This is a genomic window from Chryseobacterium sp. C-71 (assembly GCF_020911865.1).
Lineage (GTDB): Bacteria > Bacteroidota > Bacteroidia > Flavobacteriales > Weeksellaceae > Chryseobacterium.
This window is the reverse complement of record NZ_CP087131.1, coordinates 720556-744893: the sequence shown is the minus strand read 5'-3', so window position 1 is coordinate 744893 and position 24338 is coordinate 720556. Positions and strand designations below refer to the sequence as shown.

Below are 24338 nucleotides of genomic sequence, written 5' to 3'. Positions count from 1 at the left end.
AAACATAAACTTTTTTAATAAATCTTTAATTAGCCTGTAGTTTTTGTTAAGGTTTTGCATTATCTTTGATTTTAAAAGATATTTTTATTAATATAAATTACGTCATTAAAATATGAAAATTGAGAAAATACAAGCTTTAAGGGGTCCTAATATTTGGAGTATTAGAAGAAAGAAGCTGATACAGATGCGTTTGGATCTTGAAGAGTTGGAAAATTTTCCTACCAATAAAATTGAAGGCTTCCGTGAAAGAATAGAAAAACTGATTCCATCATTAATTACTCATCGGTGTTCTGAAGGTACCCATGGCGGTTTTTTCCATCGTGTAGAAACAGGAACATGGATGGGGCACGTCATAGAGCACATTGCTTTGGAAATTCAGACTCTTGCAGGTATGGAATGTGGATTCGGGAGAACTCGTGAAACAAAATCTCCGGGTATCTATAATGTGGTATTTGATTATATTGAAGAAAATACGGGGATCTACGCTGCCGAACAAGCAGTTGAGATTGCTCATGCATTAATTAATGGAGACGAATATGATATCAATGCTTGTATTCAACGACTAAAAGAAATCAGAGAACGTGTACGTTTAGGTCCATCTACAGGAAGTATTGTACAAGAGGCGGTTTCAAGAAAAATCCCTTGGATTAGGTTGGGTACAAATTCTTTGGTACAATTGGGTTACGGTGTTAATCAACAGAGATTTCAGGCTACCATTACCGGAAATACCAGCTCAATTGCCGTAGATATTGCGTGTAACAAAGAATTAACAAAAAGAATGTTGCACGATGCAGCAATTCCCGTTCCGATTGGTGACTTGGTTACCAATGAAGAGCAGTTGCAAAGTGTAATCAGAAAAATTGAATATCCTGTGGTACTTAAACCTTTGGACGGTAACCACGGTAAAGGATCTTCTATCAATGTGAATGATTGGGAAGTTGCAAAAATCGGTTTAGAACATGCTCAGAAATATTCAAACAAAGTAATTGTTGAAAAATATATTACAGGTTACGATTTCAGAGTTTTAGTTATCAATAATAAAATGGTTGCAGCAGCAAGACGTGTTCCTGCGCATGTAGTCGGAGATGGAGAAATGAATCTTCAGCAACTCATTGACAAAGAAAATCAAGATCCGAGAAGAGGTTATGGACATGAAAATGTGCTTACCGAAATCGCAATTGATAAAGATACTACCGAATTACTCGAAAAACTTAATTATACTTTAGATACAGTTCCCCAAAAAGGAGAAGTTGTTTATCTTAAATCAACTGCTAACCTTTCTACGGGTGGAACTTCTATTGATGTCACTGACATGGTGCATCCTGAAAACATCACCATGGCAGAAAGAATTTCTAAAATCATTGGTTTAGATGTCTGCGGAATTGATATTATGGCAGAAAACCTTACCCAGCCTTTAAAAGAAAGTGGTGGAGCCATTATCGAAGTAAACGCTGCACCAGGTTTCAGAATGCACTTGGCACCAAGCGAAGGTCTTCCAAGAAATGTCGCTGCACCGGTTGTAGATATGCTGTATCCTCAAGGAAAACCATTCACAATTCCCATCATTGCAGTGACAGGAACGAATGGTAAAACGACGACGACAAGATTGATTTCACACATCGTTAAAAATAACGGATACAGAGTTGGTTTTACAACATCAGACGGTATTTATATCCAGAATACGATGTTGACTAAAGGTGATACTACAGGTCCTATTTCTGCTGAGTTTATCTTAAAAGATCCTACGGTAGAATTTGCGGTTTTGGAAACAGCAAGAGGTGGAATTCTACGTTCAGGTTTAGGCTTTGGACAATGTGATATTGGTGTTTTAACCAATATTAAAGAAGACCATTTAGGCTTAAATGATATTCACAATCTGAAAGATTTAACCAAAGTAAAAAGGGTAGTTCTCGACAGCGTAAAGAAAAATGGGTGGAGCGTCTTGAACGCAATGGATGAATATTCTATGCGAATCATCAATGATCTACCAAGCAATGTAGCTATTTTCAGTTTAGATGAAAATAACGAACATATCAAAAAATTTGCTAAAGAAGGCCGTACAACATGCGTCTACGAAGAAGGATACGTCACCATTAAAAAAGGTGACTGGAAAATCAGAATCGGAAAAGTGAAAGACTTCCCTATTACGATGGAGGGAAAGGCGAAATTTATGATCGATAATGTTTTGGCTGCAAGTTTAGCATGTTACCTCTATGGTTTCGGAATCGAGGATATCTCAAATTCCCTTCGTACATTTATTCCGAGTGCACAGCTGACTCCGGGAAGATTGAATGTATTTAATTTTAAAAACTTTAAAGTTCTTATTGATTTTGCTCACAATCCTGCGGGATATGAAGCAATAGAAGATTACCTTAAAAATGTAGAGTCTACCAAGAAAATCGGAATTATTTCTGGTGTAGGAGATCGTCGTGATGAAGATATCAGATTATGTGGGAAGATTGCAGGTAGAATGTTTGACCATATCATTATAAGAAACGAAAAACATCTTAGAGGAAGAACTGAGGAAGAAATCAACGGACTGATCATTGATGGAATGCAGGATTCTGGAAGAGATGTAAGTTATGAGACGATTCCAAAAGAAATTGATGCACTAAAGCACGCAATGGGAATGGCTGAAGAAGGTACCTTTATTACCGCTTTGAGTGATGTTATTTCTAATGCCATTGATTTGGTTCAGGATTATCAGGCGAGAGAATTGCTTGAGGATGGTAAGATTTAATTAGATTATACTAACATAAACAATAAAACCTCAGAATTTTCTGAGGTTTTATTGTTTAACAAATATCTTAATCCGCAAAAAATGCATTAGAACTTCCAATCCAGATAGCATCCTTTTTATTAAAATCAACGTTTACCATTGCTGCTTTCGTCATTCTTCCCAAATTTTCCAGCAAAATCGGACGTTCATCCTGTTCTCTCCAGATGTAAAGCAAACGTATTTCAGCTTTTGAAAATTCTCCATTAATGTCTTCAAAAACGGGTTCATAAGTTACTTTTCTCTGCAAAATGTAGTTTTCTTTATCTTCAATCGCATCTGTAATTTCTTTTTTCGGATTTAAATTAACTCCGCTTCCTGCAAAAGAAAACAAAGGTTTCAAAACAAAATTTTCAAGGCTTTCGCCTTCAGGAAACTCATGTAAAAAGTAACTTTTCGGAACGAATTGATGTTTCAACATGGGCAAAAGGAATTTTGAAATTTTAAAAAACCAGTTCGGGTGCGTGATCCATTTTACATCTGCTTCTTCACGGAAATCAAATTCAAGTTGAAGGTCGGGAATTCGGTCTAATTCGTCAAAAATCACACGGTTATAAATTCTGTTAATCTGAATTTTCTGACCGTCATTTTCATAGAATAATTTCTTTCCTTCCTTTTTCACTCTGGTCAGACAAACCGTTTTTATTCCCAGTAATTTTTCTGTAAGAGCAAAATCTATTGCTGTCTTTTGTTTTTCAGGATAAATTTCGAGTAAGATGACGTTTTCGGGATTTTCATCACCGACAATCAATTCTTTGATATAATTTTGAAATTCTTCCTGAGGAATTTTACTTTTAATTTCATTTAAAAAAGGATAGATCTCAGAGAAAGTATCTTCAAAAACTTTCTGAAAAGCATATAAAGATGGGAAAGCCTGCAATTCGATAAGCTGAGGTTCTATTTCTCCGTTTTCACTTCTGCAGATTCCAAAATCGATGGTGAAAAAATGAGGTTGTGCAGTATCGTTGGGAACTTTGCAGTTTTCTGGTATTGCTTTTTCTAAAGTACCCGCTGGTAAAGCTTTGATCTGATCGATAATGCTTTCACTGGCATCAATAAGTTTGTTTTTAAATTCGTTGGTAAGAAACATTGGACTTTCAGAAAGCCTGAAGGCAGGAAGTAACCCACTTTTTTCTTTTAGAATTTTTTGAAATTCTTCGTATTTTTCCTGACTAAACTCCTGATTAAACTGTTTTCTGTATTTTGGAATCATATTCTTTTTCTTTGTGATTTTAAAAAATCGAGCAGTTATGCTCGATTTTTATTATTAATTTATTTTAATGAAAATTTAAGCCATTGCCTCAATTTCTCTCAAAATGTTTTTTTTTGCTAACCTTAGAAATCTTGGTAAAATCTGAGCCTGAGTCAGCATGATTTTATCTTCGTCATCCATTCTGTCTACCGTTTCGAGATATTTTTCCATCCCGAAATTTTCAATCATGGCTTCTTTGTTTTTTTTGTCTTTCAGGTTTTCAATCATGCCTGCCGGATTGGCTTCCGGATGAAACTGCGTTCCGAAAATCTCATCAGAAAAACGAATAGCCATAACAGCTCTTTCTAAATTGATATGCGGACGGAATTTCTCAATCGCAACGATTTTCATTCCCAATTCTTCAAAACGATCAACATTCGGCTCAATAAACTGGTAAGCTCTGGAATCTACTGCGTAGAAAGGATTCGGGAGATTTTTAAACAAAAATTCCTGCTCACCTTCCTCACTTTTATGGATGGGCATCACTCCGAAAGAATAAGATTTTCTTTTGCAGATATTTCCCAAATCCCAATGAATGCTCGCCAATTGGAAAGAGTGACAAATTAAAAACAAATACTTTTTTGTCTCATTTTCCTGATTATATTGATATACTGAATCTAAAAACTGAGCAAATTTCTCTTCCCATTCAAATCCTTCACGATGCGGGTTTCCCGGACCACCGGATGAAATGAAGATGTCAAAATCTTCTATATTTGGAATTTCATTTTTAAAACGGACATCAAAAACTTCGATGCTGATGTTTTCTTCAGACTGCTGCTTAAAGGCTTCAGAAATTTCTTTAATATTTTTAAATCCCTGATTCACATGATTATTATTCATGTCGAGCAAAGCAATTCTTACATCTCTCATAACTTCATATTTTATGCAAAGTTATTAAAAATATTATGAAACATTTTCGCTGTGCGTGATGCCATATTCAGTCTCAGAGATCATGTAATCAACGACTTTCTTCAGATCTCCGGTTTCTTTATACACTGCAAGTTGTCGGTCTGCACCAGTTCCGTTTTCCAAAATCTTCCATGCATATTCCACTTCTTTTCTGCATCCTAAATCGTCTACAACATCATCGATGAATTCAAGTAATTCTTTCAATAAATCTGCATAAGGAACAGATTCTTCTTTCCCAAAATCAATTAAGTGAGAATGAATTCCGTCTCTTGAAGCACGCCATTTATTTTCATTAAGCAATAATCTTCTGTAACTTCTGAAACTCAAATTCTGCTGATGCAGTTTATAAATTTTAGCCACTAAACTTTGCATGATTGCAGCCAGACAAACCGTTTCTTCGATTCTCAAAGGCATGTCGCAAATTCTGAATTCAATAGTAGGGTAGAAAGGGTGAACACGCAGATCCCACCAGATTTTTTTAGCATTATCAATTGTTCCGGTTTTTACCAAAAGATCAACATAGCTGTCAAATTCTGCCAAAGAATTGAAGTAACTTGGAATTCCTGTTCTTGGAAATTTAACGAAAATCTCTTGTCTGTAAGATCTGAATCCTGTATTTCTACCGATCCAAAACGGTGAATTTACTGAAAGTGCATAAACGTGCGGCAGAAAATAACGCATCACATTTTGAATTCTCACTCCTTCTTCACGATTCGGAATCCCAATGTGAACATGCAGACCAAAAATGAGATTTCCACGGGCAACATCGCCCATGTCGTCTACAATTTTGTTGTAACGTTCACCGTTGGTAATCGTATTGTGTTCCCAATTTGAGAAAGGGTGGGTTCCGCCTCCCGAAACACGAAGTCCCTGCTCGTGTGCTGTTTTGATGAGATGTCTTCTCAGATTCGTCAATTCTGCCTGAGCTTCCTGTATATTTTGGCAAATTCCGGTTTCCATTTCAATCATTGATTCGTGCATTTCGTGCTTTAAGTTTTCACTTAAAACAGCCTTGCCGCCTTCGATGATTTTTGAAACATGCGAAACTAAATCTCTGCTTTCTAAATCGATGATCTGGTACTCTTCTTCAATACCAATTGTAAACTGATGCATTTTTAATTTGTGTTTTGGTGGTTTTATTTTACTGAATCTTTTACGAAAGTTCCCCAAGAGATATTTTGTTTTCCAGGAACATATTCTTTTGCTTTTTCAATTGCCAATTTTGCTGAGTGCTCTACAATCCATGCGAAATTTTCTTCACCTACAGAATTTCTGTCAGCATCGGGTGCAGGATTACAGAAGTCGATTGCGTAAGGAATTCCGTCTCTTACAGCAAATTCTACGGTGTTGAAATCATATCCTAAAGCTTCATTCATTTTGATGGTATAATCATGAATTACTTTTAATAGTTTTTCTAAATCTTTTCCTTCTGTCTGATGAGTCGTTGCATATCTCAAATGATGAGGGTTTCTTGGTTCGTAAGGCATAATATGAACATATTTTTTACCTAAACAATACACTCTGTAATAATCCTGAAACACAATTTCTTCCTGAACCATCATCACCAACTGCTCAGTTTCTGATAATTTATCCCAAAGATCTTCCGGACTTTCAACTCTGTAAACGCTTTTCCAACCACCACCGTCGTGAGGTTTCATATAAGCCGGAAAGCCAACATAATTAAAAATATACTCCCAATCGTGAGGGAATTTCAGGTTTCTGAATGATGTTTCTGTAGTGTCAGTCGGTCTTTCATGAGAAGGTAGCAAAACTGTATTTGGTAACGGAATTCCCAATTTAGACATCAAAGCATTATTGAAAAACTTTTCGTCTGCACTCCACCAAAATGGGTTGTTGATAACGTAAGTTCCGTTCAATGCTGCGTTTTTTAGATAAGCTCTGTAAAAAGGAACGTCTTGGGAAATTCTGTCAATAATTACTGCATAACCGTAATCCGCACCTTGCTCCAATTTATCAATCGTCACAGCTTCAGCCACGATTTCACCTTTTCCTAATTCATTAACTTTGTCTATAAACGCCCAAGGAAATGTATCTTCCATCCCGAATAAAATTCCTACTTTTTTTGCCATAATTTGTCTTTTTAATGATTTACTATTAATATTTGAATTGTTTAAATTTTAAGAAAAGAATGTTCCGATAAAAGTTGGAAAAGCCATTCTCCAAAGTGGCCAGTCGTGATTGATCCACCTTTTTTCGTCATACCAGAAATCAATTCCTTTTGCACGCAGAATATTGGCCATCTCTATGTTTTTATCCTTGCAAATGTCTTCGTCTGATGTGCTCAAAACGATATGCATGTGTTTGTATTTCCAGGCTTCATCATTTTTTACAAACTCCCTAGGACAGTTGAAATAAACTAACTCGTCAGAATATCCGTCCATGAAATTCCTAATGCTGAATGCTCCGGAAAGTGAGAATAAGTGAGAAACCACATCCGGAAATCTGAATGCAAAATTTGATGCATGATATCCTCCGAAACTTGCTCCTGCAACGGCTACTCGGTGAGTTCCATGAAGTTTCTGGATGTAGGGTACAAATTCCTGAATCAGAAACTGTACATATTTTTCATAATTTCTGATTCTTTGCTGTGGTGAAATTTTTTCGTCATAAAAACTCCACGCATCAATCGTTTGAATATTGTATAATTTTACTTTTCCCTGCTCAACAAACCAATTGATGCTGCTGTTCAGTTGAAAATCATGGTTTTGTGTATATTGTCCTTGCGAAGTAGGAAACATGATAATCGGGTAACCGAAATGTCCTGTAACCTCTACTTTAAGGCTCGTTCCTAATATGTTAGAGTAATAATCTGTGTGTTCTATATGTGGCATGTACTATAGATTTTAGTTTTTTTTGTGTTTAAATTTTTTAGGACGAAATCGTATTTAATTAAATTATTACTCAAACTCCAAATTAATTCATTTTAAATTAATAAGTTGCTGAATGTCAATTAATTTAATAATAAATAATCGTTACGCTGTCGGTTTTTCTTTTGGTGGAATAATATTGAGAAGATGTGCATGAATTTTTTCTGCTGCACGATCCAATCTCTCTACAACCTTGTCAGAATCATTTGATTTGTAAACAATTCCTACATGATAATCTATCGGAAGAAATTTTACGACTTCTTCACATTCAAATTGGTTGTAATCGGGTTCTTTATCTTTGATTAAAGCAACGATTAATCCTGAATAATAACCTGTAGGTTTAGAAACTTCGTAATTTTTTCCTCTCAGAAGCGCATCTTCAATTTTTGCCCATTCACGCCAGATGTTGATGTTGCTCGAAGCTTCCACCAAATCAGGAATATGTGCACCGCCAACTCGTGATGATGTTTCCAGAAAATACCATTTACCATCTTCTTTTCCACGTATAAACTCTGTATGAGTGGCACCATTAAGCAACCCAAAATTCATCAAAACTTTCGTATTGGCTTCATCTAATGCTTTAAATTCATCGGAATATCTTCCTAAAGTTTTGGTTCTGAAAACTCCGCCTTCGTGAGAAACTTCCATGGGTGGAGCGAGATATTTTGAGGCAGAAGTGAAAACAATCTCTTTATTGAACGTTAAACTGTCAACGTGATATACATCGCCGGGTTTAAAACTTTCTAAAAGAAATAAATGACGCTCTTCGCCCAGTTTTTCTAATGCATCCCAAAGTTCTTCTTTGGTTTTTAATTTTTTAATTCCGGATGCTGATGCTTCGGATCTCGGCTTCAAAACCCACGGAGCAGAAACTTTATTGGTGAAGATCTCGACTTCATTATCATTAAAAACAGCAGTGAATTCCGGAACATTGATTCCTGAATCTTTAGCTTTCTGGCGCATGGCCAGTTTGTCTCTGAAATAACGGTGTGTCGTCTGTCCCATCCCCGGAATACGGAATGTCTCACGAATGAGTGCGGCCTTCTCTACATCGTAATCGTCTAAAGCAATTACAGCGTCCACTTTTCTGGTTTTCATCAGATGAGAAAACCCCTGAATCAGATGATCAAGATTCCAGACAGACGGTTTCACTTCGGGCATATAGAAAACCTCACTAATGGCGTCCCAAGGCCAATTTTTTTCTTTGAGGTTTTCGGATGTTACCAAGATGATTTTATTGCCGAGTTTCTTCATCTCGTCCATAAAATCGTAACCTTTGTAATAGCACGAAATGCATACAATAGTTTTCTCCTCCATATAATGTTTTTTTAAATTTGATGAATATTCAAAAATAAAAGCAATTTTTTATTGATGTTTTAATGTTAAAAATCAATAATCAATGCGTATTTGAAAATCACTAATCAATTATACAGAGAAATTTCGAAATAAACTAATTTTTAGTGATAATTTTCAATTAAATCGGCTAATAATTGCACGCCATAGCCTGTCGCAGCTTTATCTTTAGCATATCCTACATTGCCGAATGCAACTCCTGCAATATCGAGGTGTGCCCAATTAGGATGTCCTTCAATGAATTCTTCCAAAAATTTTGCGGCAACAATACAGTCTCCGATAGGTTTCATTGAGATATTTTTAAAATCAGCAACATCAGATTTAAAATCATCTTTCCAGATGTCCCAAAGCGGCAAATTCCAGACTCTCTGGTTGGTTTTGTCGCCGGTTTTTATCAAAAGATCCTTTAATTCTTCATTATTAGAAAACATCGCTCCGCAAGTATCACCAAACATTCTTACGGAACTTCCGGTAAGTGTTGCCAAATCAATTAAAACATCAGTTTTAAAGTTTTTAGATAAATATGAAAGTCCGTCTGCTAAAGTCATCCTTCCTTCTGCATCGGTATTCAGGACTTCAATCGTTTTTCCATTATAGGCAGTGATTACATCGCTTGGAAGATAAGCGTTTTCTGAAACTGCGTTATCGGTAATAGGCAAAATAGCAGTAATATTTACAGGTAACTGCATTTGTGAAGCGTAAATCAATGCGCCAATTACTGCTGTTGCGCCACCCATATCAGATTTCATATAATGCATATTGTCTGATGCTTTGATAGAAATTCCACCGGTGTCAAATAAAACGCATTTCCCTACCAAACCGAAGGTTTTAGCATTTTTGACGGTTGTTTTGTACTCTAAAATGGTAAATGCCGCATCATAAGCACTTCCCTGATTAACCGAAAGAAATGCTCCCAATCCCAGTTCTTCACATTTTTTTCTGTTGAAAACGGTGTATTTAAGCTGATTTTTTTTAGCTAAATTTTTCAGATAGGTATTGATGGCTTCGGGTCTTTTTAAATTGGCAGGTTTATTAAGCCAATCCTGACAGGCAGTTTGTCCTTCGCAAAGCGCATCGGCTCTGCTGGAAATGACGTCTAATTTTTTCTGACTTAAATTTCCAAAATGAAACTCGAATTTTTCATTCCAAAATGGATGATTTTTATCAAAAGGATAATTATAAGTTCCAAGGAAAAGGCCTTTTACAAATTCTTCAAACTGTTTTTCATTAATAAAATCAGCCGAAATCAAAGTTGGGACAGCCTGAAAATTTTTCTTTTGGCTCTGAGAGAATTTCATCGCCACCTGCTGAAATTCAAAATTCTTAAGATCAGATTTCCCAAGTCCGATAAAATAGGTGATCGTCTCCTCTTGAGCATCGATAAAAACGTCATTTTTCTTTCCTGAAAAAAGAATTGAAATGTTTTTATTATAATTTTTGCTATTTTCTGTCCAGGTTTCTTCTGTGAATAATTCGAAAACCTGTGCGTAATTTTTATTTCTTTTATTGAGTAAGTTCATAATTTAATTTTTAATAGAATCCTGATGTGGAGTAACTTCCACCGGATTTTCTGTGTTGTTGTAAAAAAGCCATTCTATCGCTCTCGGGAATTCCTGAGACCAGTAAAATTCGCTGTGAGAACCTTCGGGGTTGATGTTGGTTTTAAATTCAAAGTCAAAAAGATTTTTCTTTTCCCATCTTTTGAGATAATTTTCGAAAACCTGAATTCTTTTTACCATTTTTGAGCCTTCCTGCTCACCACCGTAGAGATAAATTTTAGTTTTAAAAGGAACTCTGAAGCTCATCATAGGAAAGTTATTATTTGGTTCTACCCAAAGTGAAGGTGAGAAAATCAATAATTTTGAATACACTTCGGGATACAGAAATCCGCTGTAAATACTGATTAACGCGCCTAATGAACTTCCGCCAATTCCTGTATTGTCACGGTCTTTTTTTGTACGGTAATGTTCGTCAACAAAAGGCTTTAAAGTGTCTGTAATAAAACGGATATATTTCTTGCCTTCAGAACCGTTTGCTACATTATCGTTGTCAAAAATATATTCTTTGATTCTCTCTTCGCTTCCGTGCTCAATGGCAATAATAATAACATCACCACGACCATATTCTGCAAGAATCGAAAGTTTTTTATCAATTTCCCAGTTTCCGTAAGGACTTCCTTCGTTGAATAGATTCTGTGCATCCTGAAGATAAAGTACCGGATAGCTTTTGTCTGATACGTAATAATCATAAGGTAAAAGTGCCCAGACCTTCCGGTGTCTGTCAAGCTGTGGAATATAAAATTCTTCTGAAATAATTTCAACAATCGGAAAAAATTCCTGCTTAAATGGTCCCCAATTGTATCTCCATTTTTCAACTCTGTGAGAAACTTCGCCGTCAGATTTTAAAACTTTCTTATTGGGAGTGATGCTTCCATACTGATCAAGTTCCACATTTTCCCAGCCGCCTTTTGTAAATTTAAACTCTACAATGTCAGGAAGAAACTCATCAAATATCTCGATGTAGTAATTGTTGGGATCTATTTGTGTGAGTTGATATCGGGGATCTTTAGGATTCCAGATGTTAAAATTTCCGGTTATAAATATCGGCCTTTCATCGGCTTCACTTGTGTAAAGTGTAAACTTCATATTTGTGTTTAAAAAGTAAGTAAATATATTAAACTCATAAAAGTAGAAAAAATCTTTTTATTTAAGTTAATTAAAATTAATAAAAAAGAGTACTTGGCAAAGGATTTATTTATATATTTGATAGTCATCGATACTTACAAAATAAACTGTTTTAACATAAAATCTTTTTCGGTTTTTTTATAATCATTGCTCATGACCAATATGACGGAAAAAACACTATGATGAACTCGGTAAAAACCTATACACTTTTCACAGACCATGACGTTTACCTTTTTAAAGAGGGTAAGCATTATCGATTATACGAAAAATTCGGTGCGCATTCTGTAGAAAAAGACGGCGTGAAGGGAGTTTACTTTTCTGTCTGGGCTCCCAATGCAAAAAAAGTTTCCGTAATCGGGAATTTTAATAATTGGAATCACAAAGATCATATTCTTTTCCCACGTTGGGATGGTTCAGGAATTTGGGAAGGCTTTATTGCTGGATTAACCTGGGGAACATTATATAAATATGCCATAGAAAGTTTAGGTAAGATTTTAGAAAAAAGCGATCCTTACGCACTGAGCTTGGAACAGAATCTTCAAGCTGCATCATTAGTTTCTACCAATTGGTACGAATGGACTGATCAGAAGTGGCTTGATAAACGCTGGAAAAATAACAGTTTAGAATCTCCTATTTCTGTCTACGAAATGCATCTGGCTTCTTGGTGCAGAAATGAAGATTTTCCGGAGAAATTTTTGAACTACACAGATATTGCAGCAAAGTTAGTTCCTTACATCAAAGATATGGGTTTTACCCATGTAGAATTTATGCCTGTGATGGAATATCCTTACGATCCGAGTTGGGGATATCAGATTACTGGCTTTTTTGCAGCAACTTCACGTTTTGGTTCGCCACAAGATTTAATGTTCTTAATTAATGAACTCCATAAAAATGATATTGGAGTGATTCTCGATTGGGTTCCTTCACATTTTCCGGGTGATGCCAATGGATTGCATCGTTTCGACGGAAGTTATTTGTATGAACACGAAGATCCCAGAAAAGGCTTTCATCCCGACTGGAAATCCTATATTTTTAATTACGGAAGAAATGAGGTGAAATCTTTTTTGATTTCAAATGCCATGTTTTGGCTCGACCGTTATCATGCCGACGGTTTGCGGGTAGATGCAGTGACTTCTATGCTTCATTTGGATTACTCAAGGAATGAAGGTGAATGGGAGCCGAATATTTACGGAGATAATGTCAATCTGGAAGCAAAAGCTTTCCTGCAGGAATTTAATACGGCGGTTTATAAAGAATTTGGAAACAGTATTATGACAATTGCAGAAGAAAGTTCAGATTTTCCTTTGCTTACAAAACCTGTTCACGATGGCGGAGTTGGTTTCGGAATGAAATGGATGATGGGCTGGATGCACGACACCTTAGATTACTTTAAAGAAGAATACGAAAATAGAAGACATCATCATCATAAGCTGACGTTTGCATCCATGTATATGTATAATGAAAACTATATGATGCCTTTGTCCCACGATGAAGTAGTACACGGAAAAGCGAGCCTTATTTATAAAATGAAAGGTGACGAATGGCAAAAATTTGCTAATTTAAGGGCGCTTTATGTGTATATGTTCACGCATCCGGGTGCAAAGTTGCTTTTCATGGGAGATGAATTCGGGCAGACCAATGAATGGAATTTTAAACAAAGCTTAGACTGGCATTTGCTTGATTTTCCAATTCATAAAGGCTTGCAGGATTTAGTGAAAGATTTAAATCATTTATATAAAAGTGAAACAGCTTTCTACGAAAACCAATTTAACCCAAGCGGTTTTGAATGGGTAGAAGCTGATGATACCGATAATTCCGTTTTGATTTATTTAAGAAAAGGAAAGAGAAAAGATGATGTTCTGATGGTGATTTTAAATCTGACCCCAAATACATTTGATTATAAAGTTGGAGTAAATGAAGGAACACATTGGGAAGTGATTTTCAATTCTGATCACAAAAAGTATAACGGAAGTGGAGTAGAAACAACCATTTTCAGAGAAGAAAATGAAGAATGGATGAGCCGTCCGAAATCTATTTTCCTTAAACTGCCACCGCTTGCCGGAATTGTTTTGAAAATGAAAAAAGACAGAAAGTATAAATTGAGTAGAATAAAACAACATAAAAAATAATAATGACAATTTATCACCTTAGCACAGAATGCTATCCCGTTGCCAAAGTAGGAGGTTTGGCAGATGTTGTGGGAGCTTTGCCGAAGTATCAGAACAAAATAAAAGATGTTGATGCCAAAGTGGTAATGCCTTGGTACAATAAATCTTTTGTCTACGATCACGAGTTTGAAGTGGTTTTTGACGGCTTCATTCACCAAGGGCAGAATATGCTTCAGGTTCAGGTCATGAAAGAGAAAACAAACACTTTGGGGTTTGAATTATTTATGGTGAAAATTCCCGGGCTTTTAGATCGTGAAAATCCTTATGGATATCAGGATGAGAGTTTTCAGTTTTTGGCATTTCAGCAAGGTATTTTGCATTGGCTTACTGCTATGCAGATTCGTCCTGATGTTTTGCATTGTCATGATTATCATACAGGATTAGTTCCTTTTATGGTAGAGCATTGTCCGGAATTTGAATTTTTAAAAGGAGTAAAAACGATAGGTACCATTCACAACGGAGAATATCAGGGGATGATGCGTTGGGATATGATTCATTTTATGCCCGCTTTTGATCATTATAAATGGGGACTTCTCGATTGGAACGGATTTATTAATCCTTTAGCAAGTATGATTAAATGCTGTAGGGCTTTCACAACGGTTTCTGAAGGATATTTAGAAGAGCTTTTTGTCAGCTTTAAAGGTTTGGAAAGTCTTGTTCGTGATGAGTTTGGAAAAGCTTACGGAATCATCAACGGAATTGATACCGATGTATGGAATCCTGAAACCGACCCAATGATTGATTTTAATTTTAATAAAAAAAATGTTCTGAAAATTAAAAAGAAGAACAAGCAGAAATTGTGTAAAGAATATGGTTTAAATCCAGATTTACCTCTATTTGCTTTCATTGGAAGATTTGCCACAGAGAAAGGTGCAGACTTGCTCCCTGAGGTAGTTTGGAGAAGTATTAAACAAACTTATGGCGCTTTAAACATTATTATTTTAGGTTCCGGAAATGCTTATATTGAAGATAAATTGAAGGAATTAAATTACGTTTATGCCAATTTTGCTACGGATATTGGATATAAAGAACATTTATCTCATAAAATCTACGCTTCGGCAGATTTTTTGTTGATGCCTTCAAGGGTAGAGCCTTGCGGTCTTAATCAGATGTACGCAATGCGTTACGGAACGGTTCCGGTTGTGAGCTATACAGGCGGATTGAGAGATACCGTTAAAGATATTTCTACCGGAGGTTCGGGATTAAATTTTACCTATCCCGGAGTTGATGATATTATTCATGCGATGGTTCGAGGGTTGGCGATTTACAATCAAAAAAAGGCGATGGATGATTTGGTGCTTTCAAATATGAATTTTGATTTTGCATGGGAGAAATCTGCGGAAAAATATTTAGCTTTATATAAGAACTAAATATTTACCTTTTAAAAATTAAAATAAATTAAAACTATTCAAAAAAAGTATACTAATAATAAGATAAACCACAGATAAATTTATGAATCCAAATGTTATTTCAATCGTTTTGGGAGGAGGTAGAGGTACAAGGCTTTTCCCATTAACCTATTCAAGATCAAAACCCGCTGTTCCGATTGCCGGAAAATACAGATTGGTTGATATTCCTATTTCTAATTGTTTGAATTCAGGTTTAAATAAAATCTTGGTTCTTACTCAGTTCAATTCAGCATCATTAAATGCACATATCAAAAATTCTTATCATTTTGATATTTTCAGTAAAGGATTTGTAGATATTTTAGCCGCAGAGCAGAATGTTGAAAACGAAAGCTGGTTTCAGGGAACTGCCGATGCCGTACGTCAATCGATGAAGCATTTAGAAAAATATGATTATGAATATATTTTGATTCTTTCGGGGGATCAGCTGTATCAGATGGATTTTAATGCAATGCTAGATTTCCATATAGAAAATGGTGGTGATGTAACAATTGCTACAATTCCGGTGAATGCAAAAGATGCTACAGGTTTTGGAATTTTAAAATCTGATGAAGAAGGAAATATCACTTCATTTATTGAAAAACCAAGCTATGACCTTCTCAACGGCTTACAGTCTGAAGTTTCAGATAAAAATAAAATGGAGGGTAAAGAGTATTTAGCTTCAATGGGAATTTACATTTTCACTAAATCTATTTTAAAGAAAATGTTTGAAGATGGGGCTGGTGATGATTTCGGTAAAGACATTATTCCAAGTTCAATAGGGAAGTACAGCACTTTAAGCTATCAATATGAAGGATATTGGACGGATATCGGAACTATAGAATCTTTCTACGAAGCGAATTTAGATCTTTGTCAGGATTTTCCGCAGTTTAATCTTTTTTCGTCTTCACCGATTTATACAAGAGCGAGAATGCTTCCGCCTTCAAAAATTAACGGTTCTTATGTAAGTAAGGCAATTTTTGGAGATGGATGTATTGTCATGGCTGATAAAATTGAAAATTCAATCATTGGTCACAGAACAAGGATTGACAAAGGAAGTACAATTGTAAATTCTTATGTGATGGGTGCAGACTTTTATCAAAATACAAAAGAAATTGTGATTAATGATAGCAAAGGACAACCTAATATGGGAATCGGTAAATACTGTTATATCGAAAAAGCAATTTTAGATAAAAACTGTTATATCGGCGATAATGTAAGAATCATTGGCGGTAAGCATATGGAGGACGGAGATTACGGAACACACTCTGTGCAGGACGGTATTGTCGTGGTGAAAAAAGGAGCTGTTCTACAGCCTGGAACTCATATCGGATAATAATTTAAACAACATAGAAACTAGAGTGATCAATATATTGGTCACTTTTTTTATTTGTATTACTTTTGTGCGATGCGTTTTTTCAAAATCATAGCCATAATTATTTCTTTGCTTGTGGGAGCTTATGCGGCTTCTATGTATTTCTTTGTAGACGAAAGCAAAAGTTTCAAGGTAGAAAAAGAGATTGATTTTCCTTTAGATAAAGTGTTTAATCAGTTTAATAATTTACAGCATTTCACAAGATGGAATAACTTCTTTACGAGTTCAAAAACCATCACCATTGATTATTACACGCCTTACGAAGGGCAGGGAAGCGCAATCAGCTACAATGATCCGAAGAGTGAAGACGGCGGCGAAATGTTTATCCGCTACGAAAACCCTAACAAAACTTTAAGGTATCAGCTCTTTGAAGACGAAGATGAAAACCCGACTTTAATTGACGTTAAATTTAAAGCCGTTTCAGCAGAAAAAACAAAGATTACCTGGTTTGTACATACTCCGAAATTATCGGTTTTAACGAGAGCTCAGAATTTCTGGACCGAAGATAAATTCACCGAAAACATTGATAAAAGTATGGTGAATCTTAAAAATGTCTTAGGAAATAAAGTTTCAAAAGACAATCAGCTTGCTTCGATAAAGTACGACAGTCTGATGGTGGAGAAAGAAGAGGCAAAAATGATTTTGGGAGTAAGCGTGAGTACTTCCAATAAAAAAGATGCATTGTACAAAAATATTGTCATGAATTATAATAAAGTCTACAATTATGTGACGATGGATTTAGGCAAAAAAGATGATGAATTTGGTTACTCAATCCTGATTACTGATGCAGATAATTTCAAAGACAATGAAGTTTCTTATTATTTCGGAATTCCTTTGTCTAAGAAATTTGGGGTTAACGACAATAATTTCAGCTTCAGATCCGTCAATCCTACTCAAAATTATGTGATTTATTACAAGGGAACTTATGCAGGAAGAGTAAAAGCAATTCAGCAACTAATACAAAAAGCTAAGACAGACGAAATGCGTTACGGTGACATTTATCAGACGTTTATAGAGCAGCCTCTGGAGAATCAGGATGTCAATATGAAGCTTTCGTTATCTGTTTATAAATAAATATGATACAAATCATTCCTTTATGTTTTTTTTAATAGTTTGAGGCTGTCCCAAGTCGGTTTTTTTTATTAAATTTGAAGATTAATACGACTAACAAAATTTAATAAATAGACCAACTGTAATAATGGACAGATTTTCATTCCTAAACGCAGCTCATTCTCAGTTAATTGAGGATTTATACCAACAGTACTTAAAATTTCCGGACTCTTTAGAACCATCATGGAAAGCCTTTTTTCAAGGCTTTGATTTTGCATTGGAGAATTATTCTGATGAAGAAGATATTCAGCAAATCAAAAACGTGGGAAATTCTTCTTCTGCAGTTCAACAGATTTCTCAGGCGGCTTCAAACGGTGAAGTTCCTGAGCACATCAAAAAGGAATTTAAGGTGGTGAATCTTATCGAAGCTTACAGAACGAGAGGCCACTTGTTTACAAAAACCAACCCTGTCCGTGAGAGAAGACATTATACGCCAACTCTAGATATAGAAAATTTCGGTCTTTCTCAGTCAGATTTGAATACAAAATTCAACTGTGCCACAGAAACCGGGATGAAAGGTCCTGCAACTTTACAGGAACTGATCAGACATCTTGAAACTATCTACTGTGACTCAATTGGTGTAGAATATACCTACATTAACAATGTTGAGGAAAAAGATTTTATCAAGCAATGGATTCAGGTTAACGAAAACCATCCAAGCCTTAATGCAAACGAGAAAACTGAGATTTTACTTAAATTAAATCAGGCGGTAGCATTTGAAAATTATCTTCATACAAAATTTGTAGGTCAGAAAAGATTCTCATTAGAAGGTGGTGAAACTTTGATTCCTGCTTTGGACCAGTTGATCTCAAGATCTTCACAGTTGGGAGTTGATGAGGTTGTTTTGGGGATGGCTCACAGAGGGAGATTAAACGTACTGACCAATATTTTCGGGAAATCTTATAAGCAGATTTTTTCAGAATTTGAAGGAAAAGAATTTGAAGAAGATGTATTCTCCGGTGATGTAAAATATCACTTAGGTTCATCTAAAAAAATAAAAACAGCGTCCGGAGAAGAAGTTTCTATTAACTTAACTCCGAACCCATCTCACTTAGAAACTGTTGCTGCTTTAGTAGAAGGTATTTGCCGTGCTAAGGTAGATGATAAATATAAAGACTATTCTAAAGTATTACCAATTATCATTCATGGTGATGGCGCTTTAGCTGGTCAAGGTATTGCCTATGAAGTTGCTCAGATGATGACTTTGGAAGGATACAAAACGGGCGGTACTGTGCATATCGTTGTGAATAATCAAGTTTCATTTACAACAAACTACATGGATGCAAGATCTTCTACTTATTGTACAGATATTGCAAAAGTAACAGAATCTCCTGTAATGCACGTAAATGCAGATGATGCAGAAGCGGTGGTTCATGCAATTCACTTTGCAGCTGATTTCAGAGCGAAGTTTGGTAAAGATGTTTACATTGATTTGCTAGGATACAGAAAATATGGTCATAACGAAGGGGATGAGCCAAGATTTACGCAGCCTAATTTGTATAAATTAATTTCAAAGCATCCTAACCCGAGAGAAATCTATAAAGATAAACTCTTAAAAGACAGCATTACTTCAAACGACGTTATTGCAAAAATGGAAACAGAATTCAAAGCGCTTTTAGATAAAGACTTTGATGCTTCTAAGGAAATCGAGAAAAATGTGATGGATATCTTCATGGCAGATGACTGGACGAATTTCCCAATTGCAAAAAGAGGTGCCGTACAAGATGCTGTTGATACAGGATATGATTTAGCTAAACTGAAAGAATTGGCAATTAAAATGTCAACGCTTCCTGCTGATAAAAAATTCATCAATAAAATTACAAGACTTTTTGATAACAGAATCAAGGCTATTGAGGCAAACTCTTTAGACTGGGCTCTTGGAGAGTGGTTGGCTTATGCTACACTTCTTGTTGAAGGTCACAACATCAGAATTTCTGGTGAAGATGTGGAAAGGGGAACGTTCTCTCACAGACACGCTGTTGTAAAAACTGAAGATACTGAGGAAGAATATATTCCTTTAAAAGAAGTTTCAGAAAGTAGATTTGATGTTTTCAATTCTCACCTTTCTGAATACGGAGTTTTAGGATTCGATTATGGTTATGCAATGGCATCTCCGAATACTTTGACAATTTGGGAAGCTCAGTTCGGAGATTTCGTCAACGGAGCGCAGATTATCGTTGACCAATATTTGGCTGCAGCAGAAGAAAAATGGAAGATTCAGGACGGTTTAGTGATGTTACTTCCGCACGGTTCGGAAGGTCAAGGTGCAGAGCATTCTTCAGCAAGACTGGAGAGATTCTTGACGCTTTGTGCCAACGAAAATATGGTGGTAGCGAATATTACTTCACCTGCCAACTATTTCCACTTGTTGAGAAGACAGCTGAAATGGTCATTCAGAAAACCATTAATTGTGATGAGTCCAAAGTCATTGTTAAGACATCCAAAAGTGGTTTCTCCGCTTGAAGATTTCTCAAACAAAGGATTCCAGCCGATCTTAGATGATCCAACTGCAGATCCTGCGAAAGTTGAAAAATTAGTATTGTGTTCAGGTAAATTATACTTCGAATTATTAGCTAAAAAAGAAGAATTAAATTGTGAAAATGTTGCTTTGGTGAGATTTGAGCAGTTGTACCCGCTTCAAAATGACGCGATCGAAGCTGTTTTTGCTAAATATGAAAACAAAAAATCAATCATTTGGGCTCAGGAAGAACCGGAAAATATGGGAGCTTGGTCTTATATCCTGAGAAATTTCAGAGATACAGGAATTCAGGTTATCTCTCCGGTACCAAGTGGTGCTCCGGCTCCTGGAAGTCACAAAATGTTTGAGAAAAACCAAAACTTGGTTATCAACAGAGTTTTTGATAGAGATGATGCTCCGGCAAAAAGACCTGTTACCGCTTAATTATAATAAATATCCATTAAAAAAATAAAAAATACGATATGTCAATTTTAGAAATGAAAGTTCCTTCACCGGGAGAATCAATTACAGAAGTTGAAATTGCAACTTGGCTTGTAAAAGATGGTGATTATGTACAAAAAGATCAACCAATCGCTGAAGTAGATTCAGACAAGGCAACTTTAGAATTACCTGCAGAAGAGAGTGGTGTGATCACTTTGAAAGCTGAAGAAGGTGATGTAGTACAGGTAGGTCAGGTTGTTTGTTTAATTGATATGGATGCTGCTAAACCGGAAGGTGGTGCTGCTCCGGCTGCTGAAGCTCCAAAACAAGAAGAAGCGCCTAAAGCTGCTGAACCTGCAAAAGTAGAAGCTCCAAAACCGGCTCCTGCTGCTCCTCAATCTTATGCTACAGGTGCTCCGTCTCCTGCTGCAAAGAAAATTCTTGACGAAAAAGGGATTGACGCTTCTCAGGTTTCAGGATCTGGAAGAGATGGAAGAATCTCTAAATCTGACGCTGAATTAGCTGCTGTTCCTGCAATGGGAGGAAGTTCTTTAACGGCTACAGGTGCAAGATCTACAACCACAACGAAACTTTCAGTTCTTAGAAGAAAAATAGCTCAAAGATTGGTTTCTGTAAAGAACGAAACTGCAATGTTGACGACTTTCAACGAAGTTGATATGTCTGAAATCTTTAGACTAAGAAAATTATATAAAGAAGAATTTGCTCAGAAGCACGGGGTTGGACTTGGTTTCATGTCTTTCTTCACAAAAGCGGTTACAAGAGCATTACAAATGTATCCTGATGTAAATGCATCGATCGACGGAGATTTTAAAATTAATTACGATTTCTGCGATATTTCAATTGCCGTTTCAGGTCCTAAGGGATTGATGGTTCCGGTATTGAGAAACGCTGAAAATATGTCTTTCGCAAACGTTGAAGGAAATATCAAAGATTTAGCGATCAAAGTAAGAGACGGTAAAATTACAGTTGACGAAATGACTGGTGGTACTTTCACGATTACTAACGGTGGTACTTTCGGATCAATGTTATCTACGCCAATTATCAACCCGCCACAATCTGCAATCTTAGGAATGCACAATATCATCCAAAGACCGGTTGCGGTTGACGGCCAAGTTGTGATTCGTCCAATGATGTATGTTGCAATGTCTTACGATCACAGAATTATCGATGGTAAAGAATCTGTAGGATTCCTTGTTGCGGTAAAAGAAGGTATCGACAATCCGGTAGAAATTCTATTGGGTGGAGACGAGAAAAAAGGTCTTGGATTATAATTAATTATTTCCTGGAACATCATATAAAATCTCGCCTTCAAAAAAGGCGAGATTTTTGTAGTAAATAATAAAACGCACAAAATGTTTTCTAAAATTACTTCGAATATTAGGGTGTCTGTGATACCTGAGTATGATAGCAAAAACAGTTATCCTTCTGAAAACCGATTTGTTTTTAAATACAACATCGTGATAGAAAATGAAGGAAATTTCCCTATCAGAATTCTAAAAAGAAAATGGCTCATCTTTGACGTAGGATTTGGTTTTACTGAGGTGGTAGGAGATGGCGTCATTGGTCTCACTCCCGATATACAGCCCAATGATCAGTTTGCTTATTTTTCAAACGTTATGCTGCGTTCAGGCGTCGGAAATATGAGCGGAATGTATCTGGTGCGGAACGAAGAAACTCATGAAAATTTTGAGATTGATATCCCGAAATTTAATTTGCTTTCAGCAGTCCTTGTGAATTAATAAATAAATACAGCTTTATCTTTATTACTTTGGGCAGCTTTTTCCGCCCTCCGTTCCCGCTTTTTTCTATCATTGCGATAGAATTTTCGGTAATCAGTAGAACATTCACACAATCGCAATGACAGAAAAAGAGCTCCACTCAGGTCGGGCTGCAAGATCGGTTTGAAGATCAAAGGATAGTCAGAAATTCAAATCTTTACAATTTCTTAAGCTTAGACTGAAAACAGTCATGAATTTCATCTGTACTTGTAATAATTAGTTTTTCAAAACCTAACAATGCAATTCTTGCACAAGCTTCAGCATCATCGCCAGCTCTGTGGTGATTAAATTTGATCTGATGATGTTCTGCTAAATGTTTCAAACCATATTTAGGGAGATAATTCCATGATTTTTTTGCCACCTGAATGCTGCAGAGATAATTGATATTGGGTTTAAACATTCCATAATAATCAAGACAGCTTCTCAGAACTCCTGCATCAAAACTGGCGTTGTGAGCAATCATTAATGTCCCATACATCATTTCCTGAACTTCATACCAGATTTCATCAAAAGTAGGAGCGTCTTTCACATCATTTGGAACGATACCGTGCACATCAATATTCCTTTGATTAAAATAAGGAAAACTTGGCGGTTTTATCAGCCATGTTTTGGTAGAAACAATCTGTGAATTTTCAACCACGCAAATTCCCAATTCGCAAGCCGAATGTCTTTCGTGAGTAGCCGTTTCAAAATCTATTGCGCAGAAATCCATGTGATTTTTTATAATTGATGAATGGTTATTGGTAAATGATTTTAACTTTTTTTATTTCCTAAAAAGTGCTTAAAAATAAGCCATTCGGTTTGGTAATATTTTTTAATATGATTTTTTTGACGAAGTTTTAAAGTGCCAGGAATCTGAGAATAGAAACCAAAATGACCTCGTAAAACTGCCCAAAGATGAGAGAAGCCATTTTTATAGGCAAAATAGAAAGCTGCAGCTCCGTCTAATATCATTCTTGAAAATAATATCCAAATTAAATTTGGAAAAGGTAAGTTTTTCAACATCATCGAAAGATTATTTCTGATGTTGAGAAAAGTCTTTTGCGGACTTTGTTTATTTAAAGTTCCACCTCCAACGTGATATATTTTTGATTGCCCGGTGTAATATATTTTTCTTCCTGAATTTTTCAATCTCCAGCATAAATCAATTTCTTCCTGATGTGCAAAAAATCTTTCATCAAAACCATTTTGCTCCCAAAAATCTTTTGATCTTATAAAAAAGCAACATCCGGAAGCCCAAAAAATTTCAGTCTCGTCATCATATTGGCCTTTGTCTTCTTCCACATCATCGAAAACACGACCTCTGCAGTAAGGATAGCCTAAGTTATCAATCAATCCGCCTCCGGCTCCTGCAAATTCGAAATATTTTTTATTTGAGTAAGATAAAATTTTAGGCTGAATGGCTGCAATCTGATTATCAATTTTAAATAAATTAAGAACAGGATCAATCCAATTTTCGGTGACTTCAACGTCTGAATTCAGAAGACAGTAATATTCTGAATTGATTTTTTTTAAACCTTCATTATAACCACCTGCAAAACCATAATTTTTATCATTTAAAACAATCTTAACAGTTGGAAATTTAGCTTTTAAAAAGTCTACGGAATTATCATCAGAAAAATTATCGATGACATAAATCTCAGCATTTTGAGAATAGTTGACTACGCTTGGAAGAAATTTTTCTAACCAGCTTTTCCCGTTCCAGTTGAGGATAACAATGGCTAAGTTTTCTGACATTAG

At 35.8% G+C, this 24338-nt stretch carries 18 protein-coding genes; 8 read left to right on the top strand and 10 right to left on the bottom strand.

Annotation, left to right across the window (positions count from 1 at the left end; translation table 11 throughout):
- Positions 1-112: 112 nt before the first annotated feature.
- Entirely contained in the window at positions 113-2740 is a 2628-nt protein-coding gene (cphA, locus tag LNP04_RS03320) for a cyanophycin synthetase (RefSeq protein ID WP_229985158.1), read from the top strand.
- Positions 2741-2807: 67 nt separating this feature from the next.
- On the opposite strand, the gene LNP04_RS03315 is transcribed toward cphA, so the two are convergent.
- From LNP04_RS03315 to LNP04_RS03280, 8 genes are all read right to left on the bottom strand, one after another.
- On the bottom strand, positions 2808-3989 hold the full coding sequence (locus LNP04_RS03315; protein WP_229985157.1) for a hypothetical protein: 1182 nt from the start codon (positions 3987-3989) through the stop codon (positions 2808-2810).
- A gap of 75 nt (positions 3990-4064) precedes the next feature.
- On the bottom strand, positions 4065-4898 hold the full coding sequence (locus tag LNP04_RS03310; protein WP_229985156.1) for a type 1 glutamine amidotransferase: 834 nt from the start codon (positions 4896-4898) through the stop codon (positions 4065-4067).
- A gap of 33 nt (positions 4899-4931) precedes the next feature.
- A complete protein-coding gene (locus LNP04_RS03305; protein ID WP_229985155.1) occupies positions 4932-6050 on the bottom strand; it encodes a carboxylate-amine ligase in 1119 nt (372 codons plus the stop codon).
- 23 nt (positions 6051-6073) lie between these two features.
- Entirely contained in the window at positions 6074-7027 is a 954-nt protein-coding gene (locus LNP04_RS03300; protein WP_229985154.1) for a RimK family alpha-L-glutamate ligase, read from the bottom strand.
- Between the two features lie 48 nt (positions 7028-7075).
- The gene (locus tag LNP04_RS03295) at positions 7076-7789 is read right to left on the bottom strand and encodes an alpha/beta hydrolase-fold protein (protein WP_229985153.1); all 714 of its coding nucleotides are present in this window, start codon (positions 7787-7789) and stop codon (positions 7076-7078) included.
- 141 nt (positions 7790-7930) lie between these two features.
- Positions 7931-9142: an acetyl-CoA carboxylase biotin carboxylase subunit family protein gene (locus LNP04_RS03290; RefSeq protein ID WP_229985152.1), complete on the bottom strand. Its 1212-nt coding sequence runs from the start codon at positions 9140-9142 to the stop codon at positions 7931-7933.
- 140 nt (positions 9143-9282) lie between these two features.
- A complete protein-coding gene (locus LNP04_RS03285; RefSeq protein ID WP_229985151.1) occupies positions 9283-10698 on the bottom strand; it encodes a leucyl aminopeptidase family protein in 1416 nt (471 codons plus the stop codon).
- Positions 10699-10701: 3 nt separating this feature from the next.
- Positions 10702-11823, bottom strand: coding sequence for an alpha/beta hydrolase (locus tag LNP04_RS03280; RefSeq protein ID WP_229985150.1), 1122 nt, complete (start codon positions 11821-11823; stop codon positions 10702-10704).
- 221 nt (positions 11824-12044) lie between these two features.
- Here LNP04_RS03280 and glgB point away from each other — a divergent pair, with 221 nt between their 5' ends.
- From glgB to apaG, 7 genes are all read left to right on the top strand, one after another.
- Positions 12045-13991 carry a 1,4-alpha-glucan branching protein GlgB gene (glgB, locus tag LNP04_RS03275; protein ID WP_229986266.1) on the top strand — a complete coding sequence of 649 codons (1947 nt, stop codon included), beginning with the start codon at positions 12045-12047 and terminating at the stop codon, positions 13989-13991.
- Between the two features lie 2 nt (positions 13992-13993).
- Positions 13994-15400 carry a glycogen synthase gene (locus LNP04_RS03270; protein WP_229985149.1) on the top strand — a complete coding sequence of 469 codons (1407 nt, stop codon included), beginning with the start codon at positions 13994-13996 and terminating at the stop codon, positions 15398-15400.
- An 82-nt stretch (positions 15401-15482) separates the two neighbouring features.
- Positions 15483-16751, top strand: coding sequence for a glucose-1-phosphate adenylyltransferase (locus tag LNP04_RS03265; protein ID WP_229985148.1), 1269 nt, complete (start codon positions 15483-15485; stop codon positions 16749-16751).
- 72 nt (positions 16752-16823) lie between these two features.
- Positions 16824-17864: an SRPBCC domain-containing protein gene (locus tag LNP04_RS03260; protein ID WP_229985147.1), complete on the top strand. Its 1041-nt coding sequence runs from the start codon at positions 16824-16826 to the stop codon at positions 17862-17864.
- Between the two features lie 124 nt (positions 17865-17988).
- On the top strand, positions 17989-20802 hold the full coding sequence (locus LNP04_RS03255) for a 2-oxoglutarate dehydrogenase E1 component (RefSeq protein ID WP_229985146.1): 2814 nt from the start codon (positions 17989-17991) through the stop codon (positions 20800-20802).
- Positions 20803-20840: 38 nt separating this feature from the next.
- Entirely contained in the window at positions 20841-22091 is a 1251-nt protein-coding gene (gene odhB / locus LNP04_RS03250; RefSeq protein ID WP_229985145.1) for a 2-oxoglutarate dehydrogenase complex dihydrolipoyllysine-residue succinyltransferase, read from the top strand.
- Positions 22092-22172: 81 nt separating this feature from the next.
- On the top strand, positions 22173-22559 hold the full coding sequence (gene apaG, locus LNP04_RS03245; RefSeq protein WP_229985144.1) for a Co2+/Mg2+ efflux protein ApaG: 387 nt from the start codon (positions 22173-22175) through the stop codon (positions 22557-22559).
- Positions 22560-22755: 196 nt separating this feature from the next.
- Here apaG and LNP04_RS03240 read toward each other — a convergent pair whose 3' ends face one another.
- Both LNP04_RS03240 and LNP04_RS03235 read right to left on the bottom strand, forming a co-directional pair.
- Positions 22756-23310 (bottom strand): 3'-5' exonuclease, encoded by a 555-nt coding sequence (locus LNP04_RS03240; protein WP_229985143.1) that lies wholly within the window; start codon positions 23308-23310, stop codon positions 22756-22758.
- Between the two features lie 41 nt (positions 23311-23351).
- Complete coding sequence (locus LNP04_RS03235) at positions 23352-24335, bottom strand: glycosyltransferase family 2 protein (protein ID WP_229985142.1); 984 nt, start codon at positions 24333-24335, stop codon at positions 23352-23354.
- Positions 24336-24338: the final 3 nt, after the last annotated feature.

Excerpts from the sequence above, each read along its gene's own strand:
- cphA (WP_229985158.1), top strand. The coding sequence starts at position 113 with ATGAAAATTGAGAAAATACAAGCTTTAAGGGGTCCTAATATTTGGAGT.
- LNP04_RS03315 (WP_229985157.1), bottom strand. The coding sequence starts at position 3,989 with ATGATTCCAAAATACAGAAAACAGTTTAATCAGGAGTTTAGTCAGGAA.
- LNP04_RS03310 (WP_229985156.1), bottom strand. The coding sequence starts at position 4,898 with ATGAGAGATGTAAGAATTGCTTTGCTCGACATGAATAATAATCATGTG.
- LNP04_RS03305 (WP_229985155.1), bottom strand. The coding sequence starts at position 6,050 with ATGCATCAGTTTACAATTGGTATTGAAGAAGAGTACCAGATCATCGAT.
- LNP04_RS03300 (WP_229985154.1), bottom strand. The coding sequence starts at position 7,027 with ATGGCAAAAAAAGTAGGAATTTTATTCGGGATGGAAGATACATTTCCT.
- LNP04_RS03295 (WP_229985153.1), bottom strand. The coding sequence starts at position 7,789 with ATGCCACATATAGAACACACAGATTATTACTCTAACATATTAGGAACG.
- LNP04_RS03290 (WP_229985152.1), bottom strand. The coding sequence starts at position 9,142 with ATGGAGGAGAAAACTATTGTATGCATTTCGTGCTATTACAAAGGTTAC.
- LNP04_RS03285 (WP_229985151.1), bottom strand. The coding sequence starts at position 10,698 with ATGAACTTACTCAATAAAAGAAATAAAAATTACGCACAGGTTTTCGAA.
- LNP04_RS03280 (WP_229985150.1), bottom strand. The coding sequence starts at position 11,823 with ATGAAGTTTACACTTTACACAAGTGAAGCCGATGAAAGGCCGATATTT.
- glgB (WP_229986266.1), top strand. The coding sequence starts at position 12,045 with ATGAACTCGGTAAAAACCTATACACTTTTCACAGACCATGACGTTTAC.
- LNP04_RS03270 (WP_229985149.1), top strand. The coding sequence starts at position 13,994 with ATGACAATTTATCACCTTAGCACAGAATGCTATCCCGTTGCCAAAGTA.
- LNP04_RS03265 (WP_229985148.1), top strand. The coding sequence starts at position 15,483 with ATGAATCCAAATGTTATTTCAATCGTTTTGGGAGGAGGTAGAGGTACA.
- LNP04_RS03260 (WP_229985147.1), top strand. The coding sequence starts at position 16,824 with ATGCGTTTTTTCAAAATCATAGCCATAATTATTTCTTTGCTTGTGGGA.
- LNP04_RS03255 (WP_229985146.1), top strand. The coding sequence starts at position 17,989 with ATGGACAGATTTTCATTCCTAAACGCAGCTCATTCTCAGTTAATTGAG.
- odhB (WP_229985145.1), top strand. The coding sequence starts at position 20,841 with ATGTCAATTTTAGAAATGAAAGTTCCTTCACCGGGAGAATCAATTACA.
- apaG (WP_229985144.1), top strand. The coding sequence starts at position 22,173 with ATGTTTTCTAAAATTACTTCGAATATTAGGGTGTCTGTGATACCTGAG.
- LNP04_RS03240 (WP_229985143.1), bottom strand. The coding sequence starts at position 23,310 with ATGGATTTCTGCGCAATAGATTTTGAAACGGCTACTCACGAAAGACAT.
- LNP04_RS03235 (WP_229985142.1), bottom strand. The coding sequence starts at position 24,335 with ATGTCAGAAAACTTAGCCATTGTTATCCTCAACTGGAACGGGAAAAGC.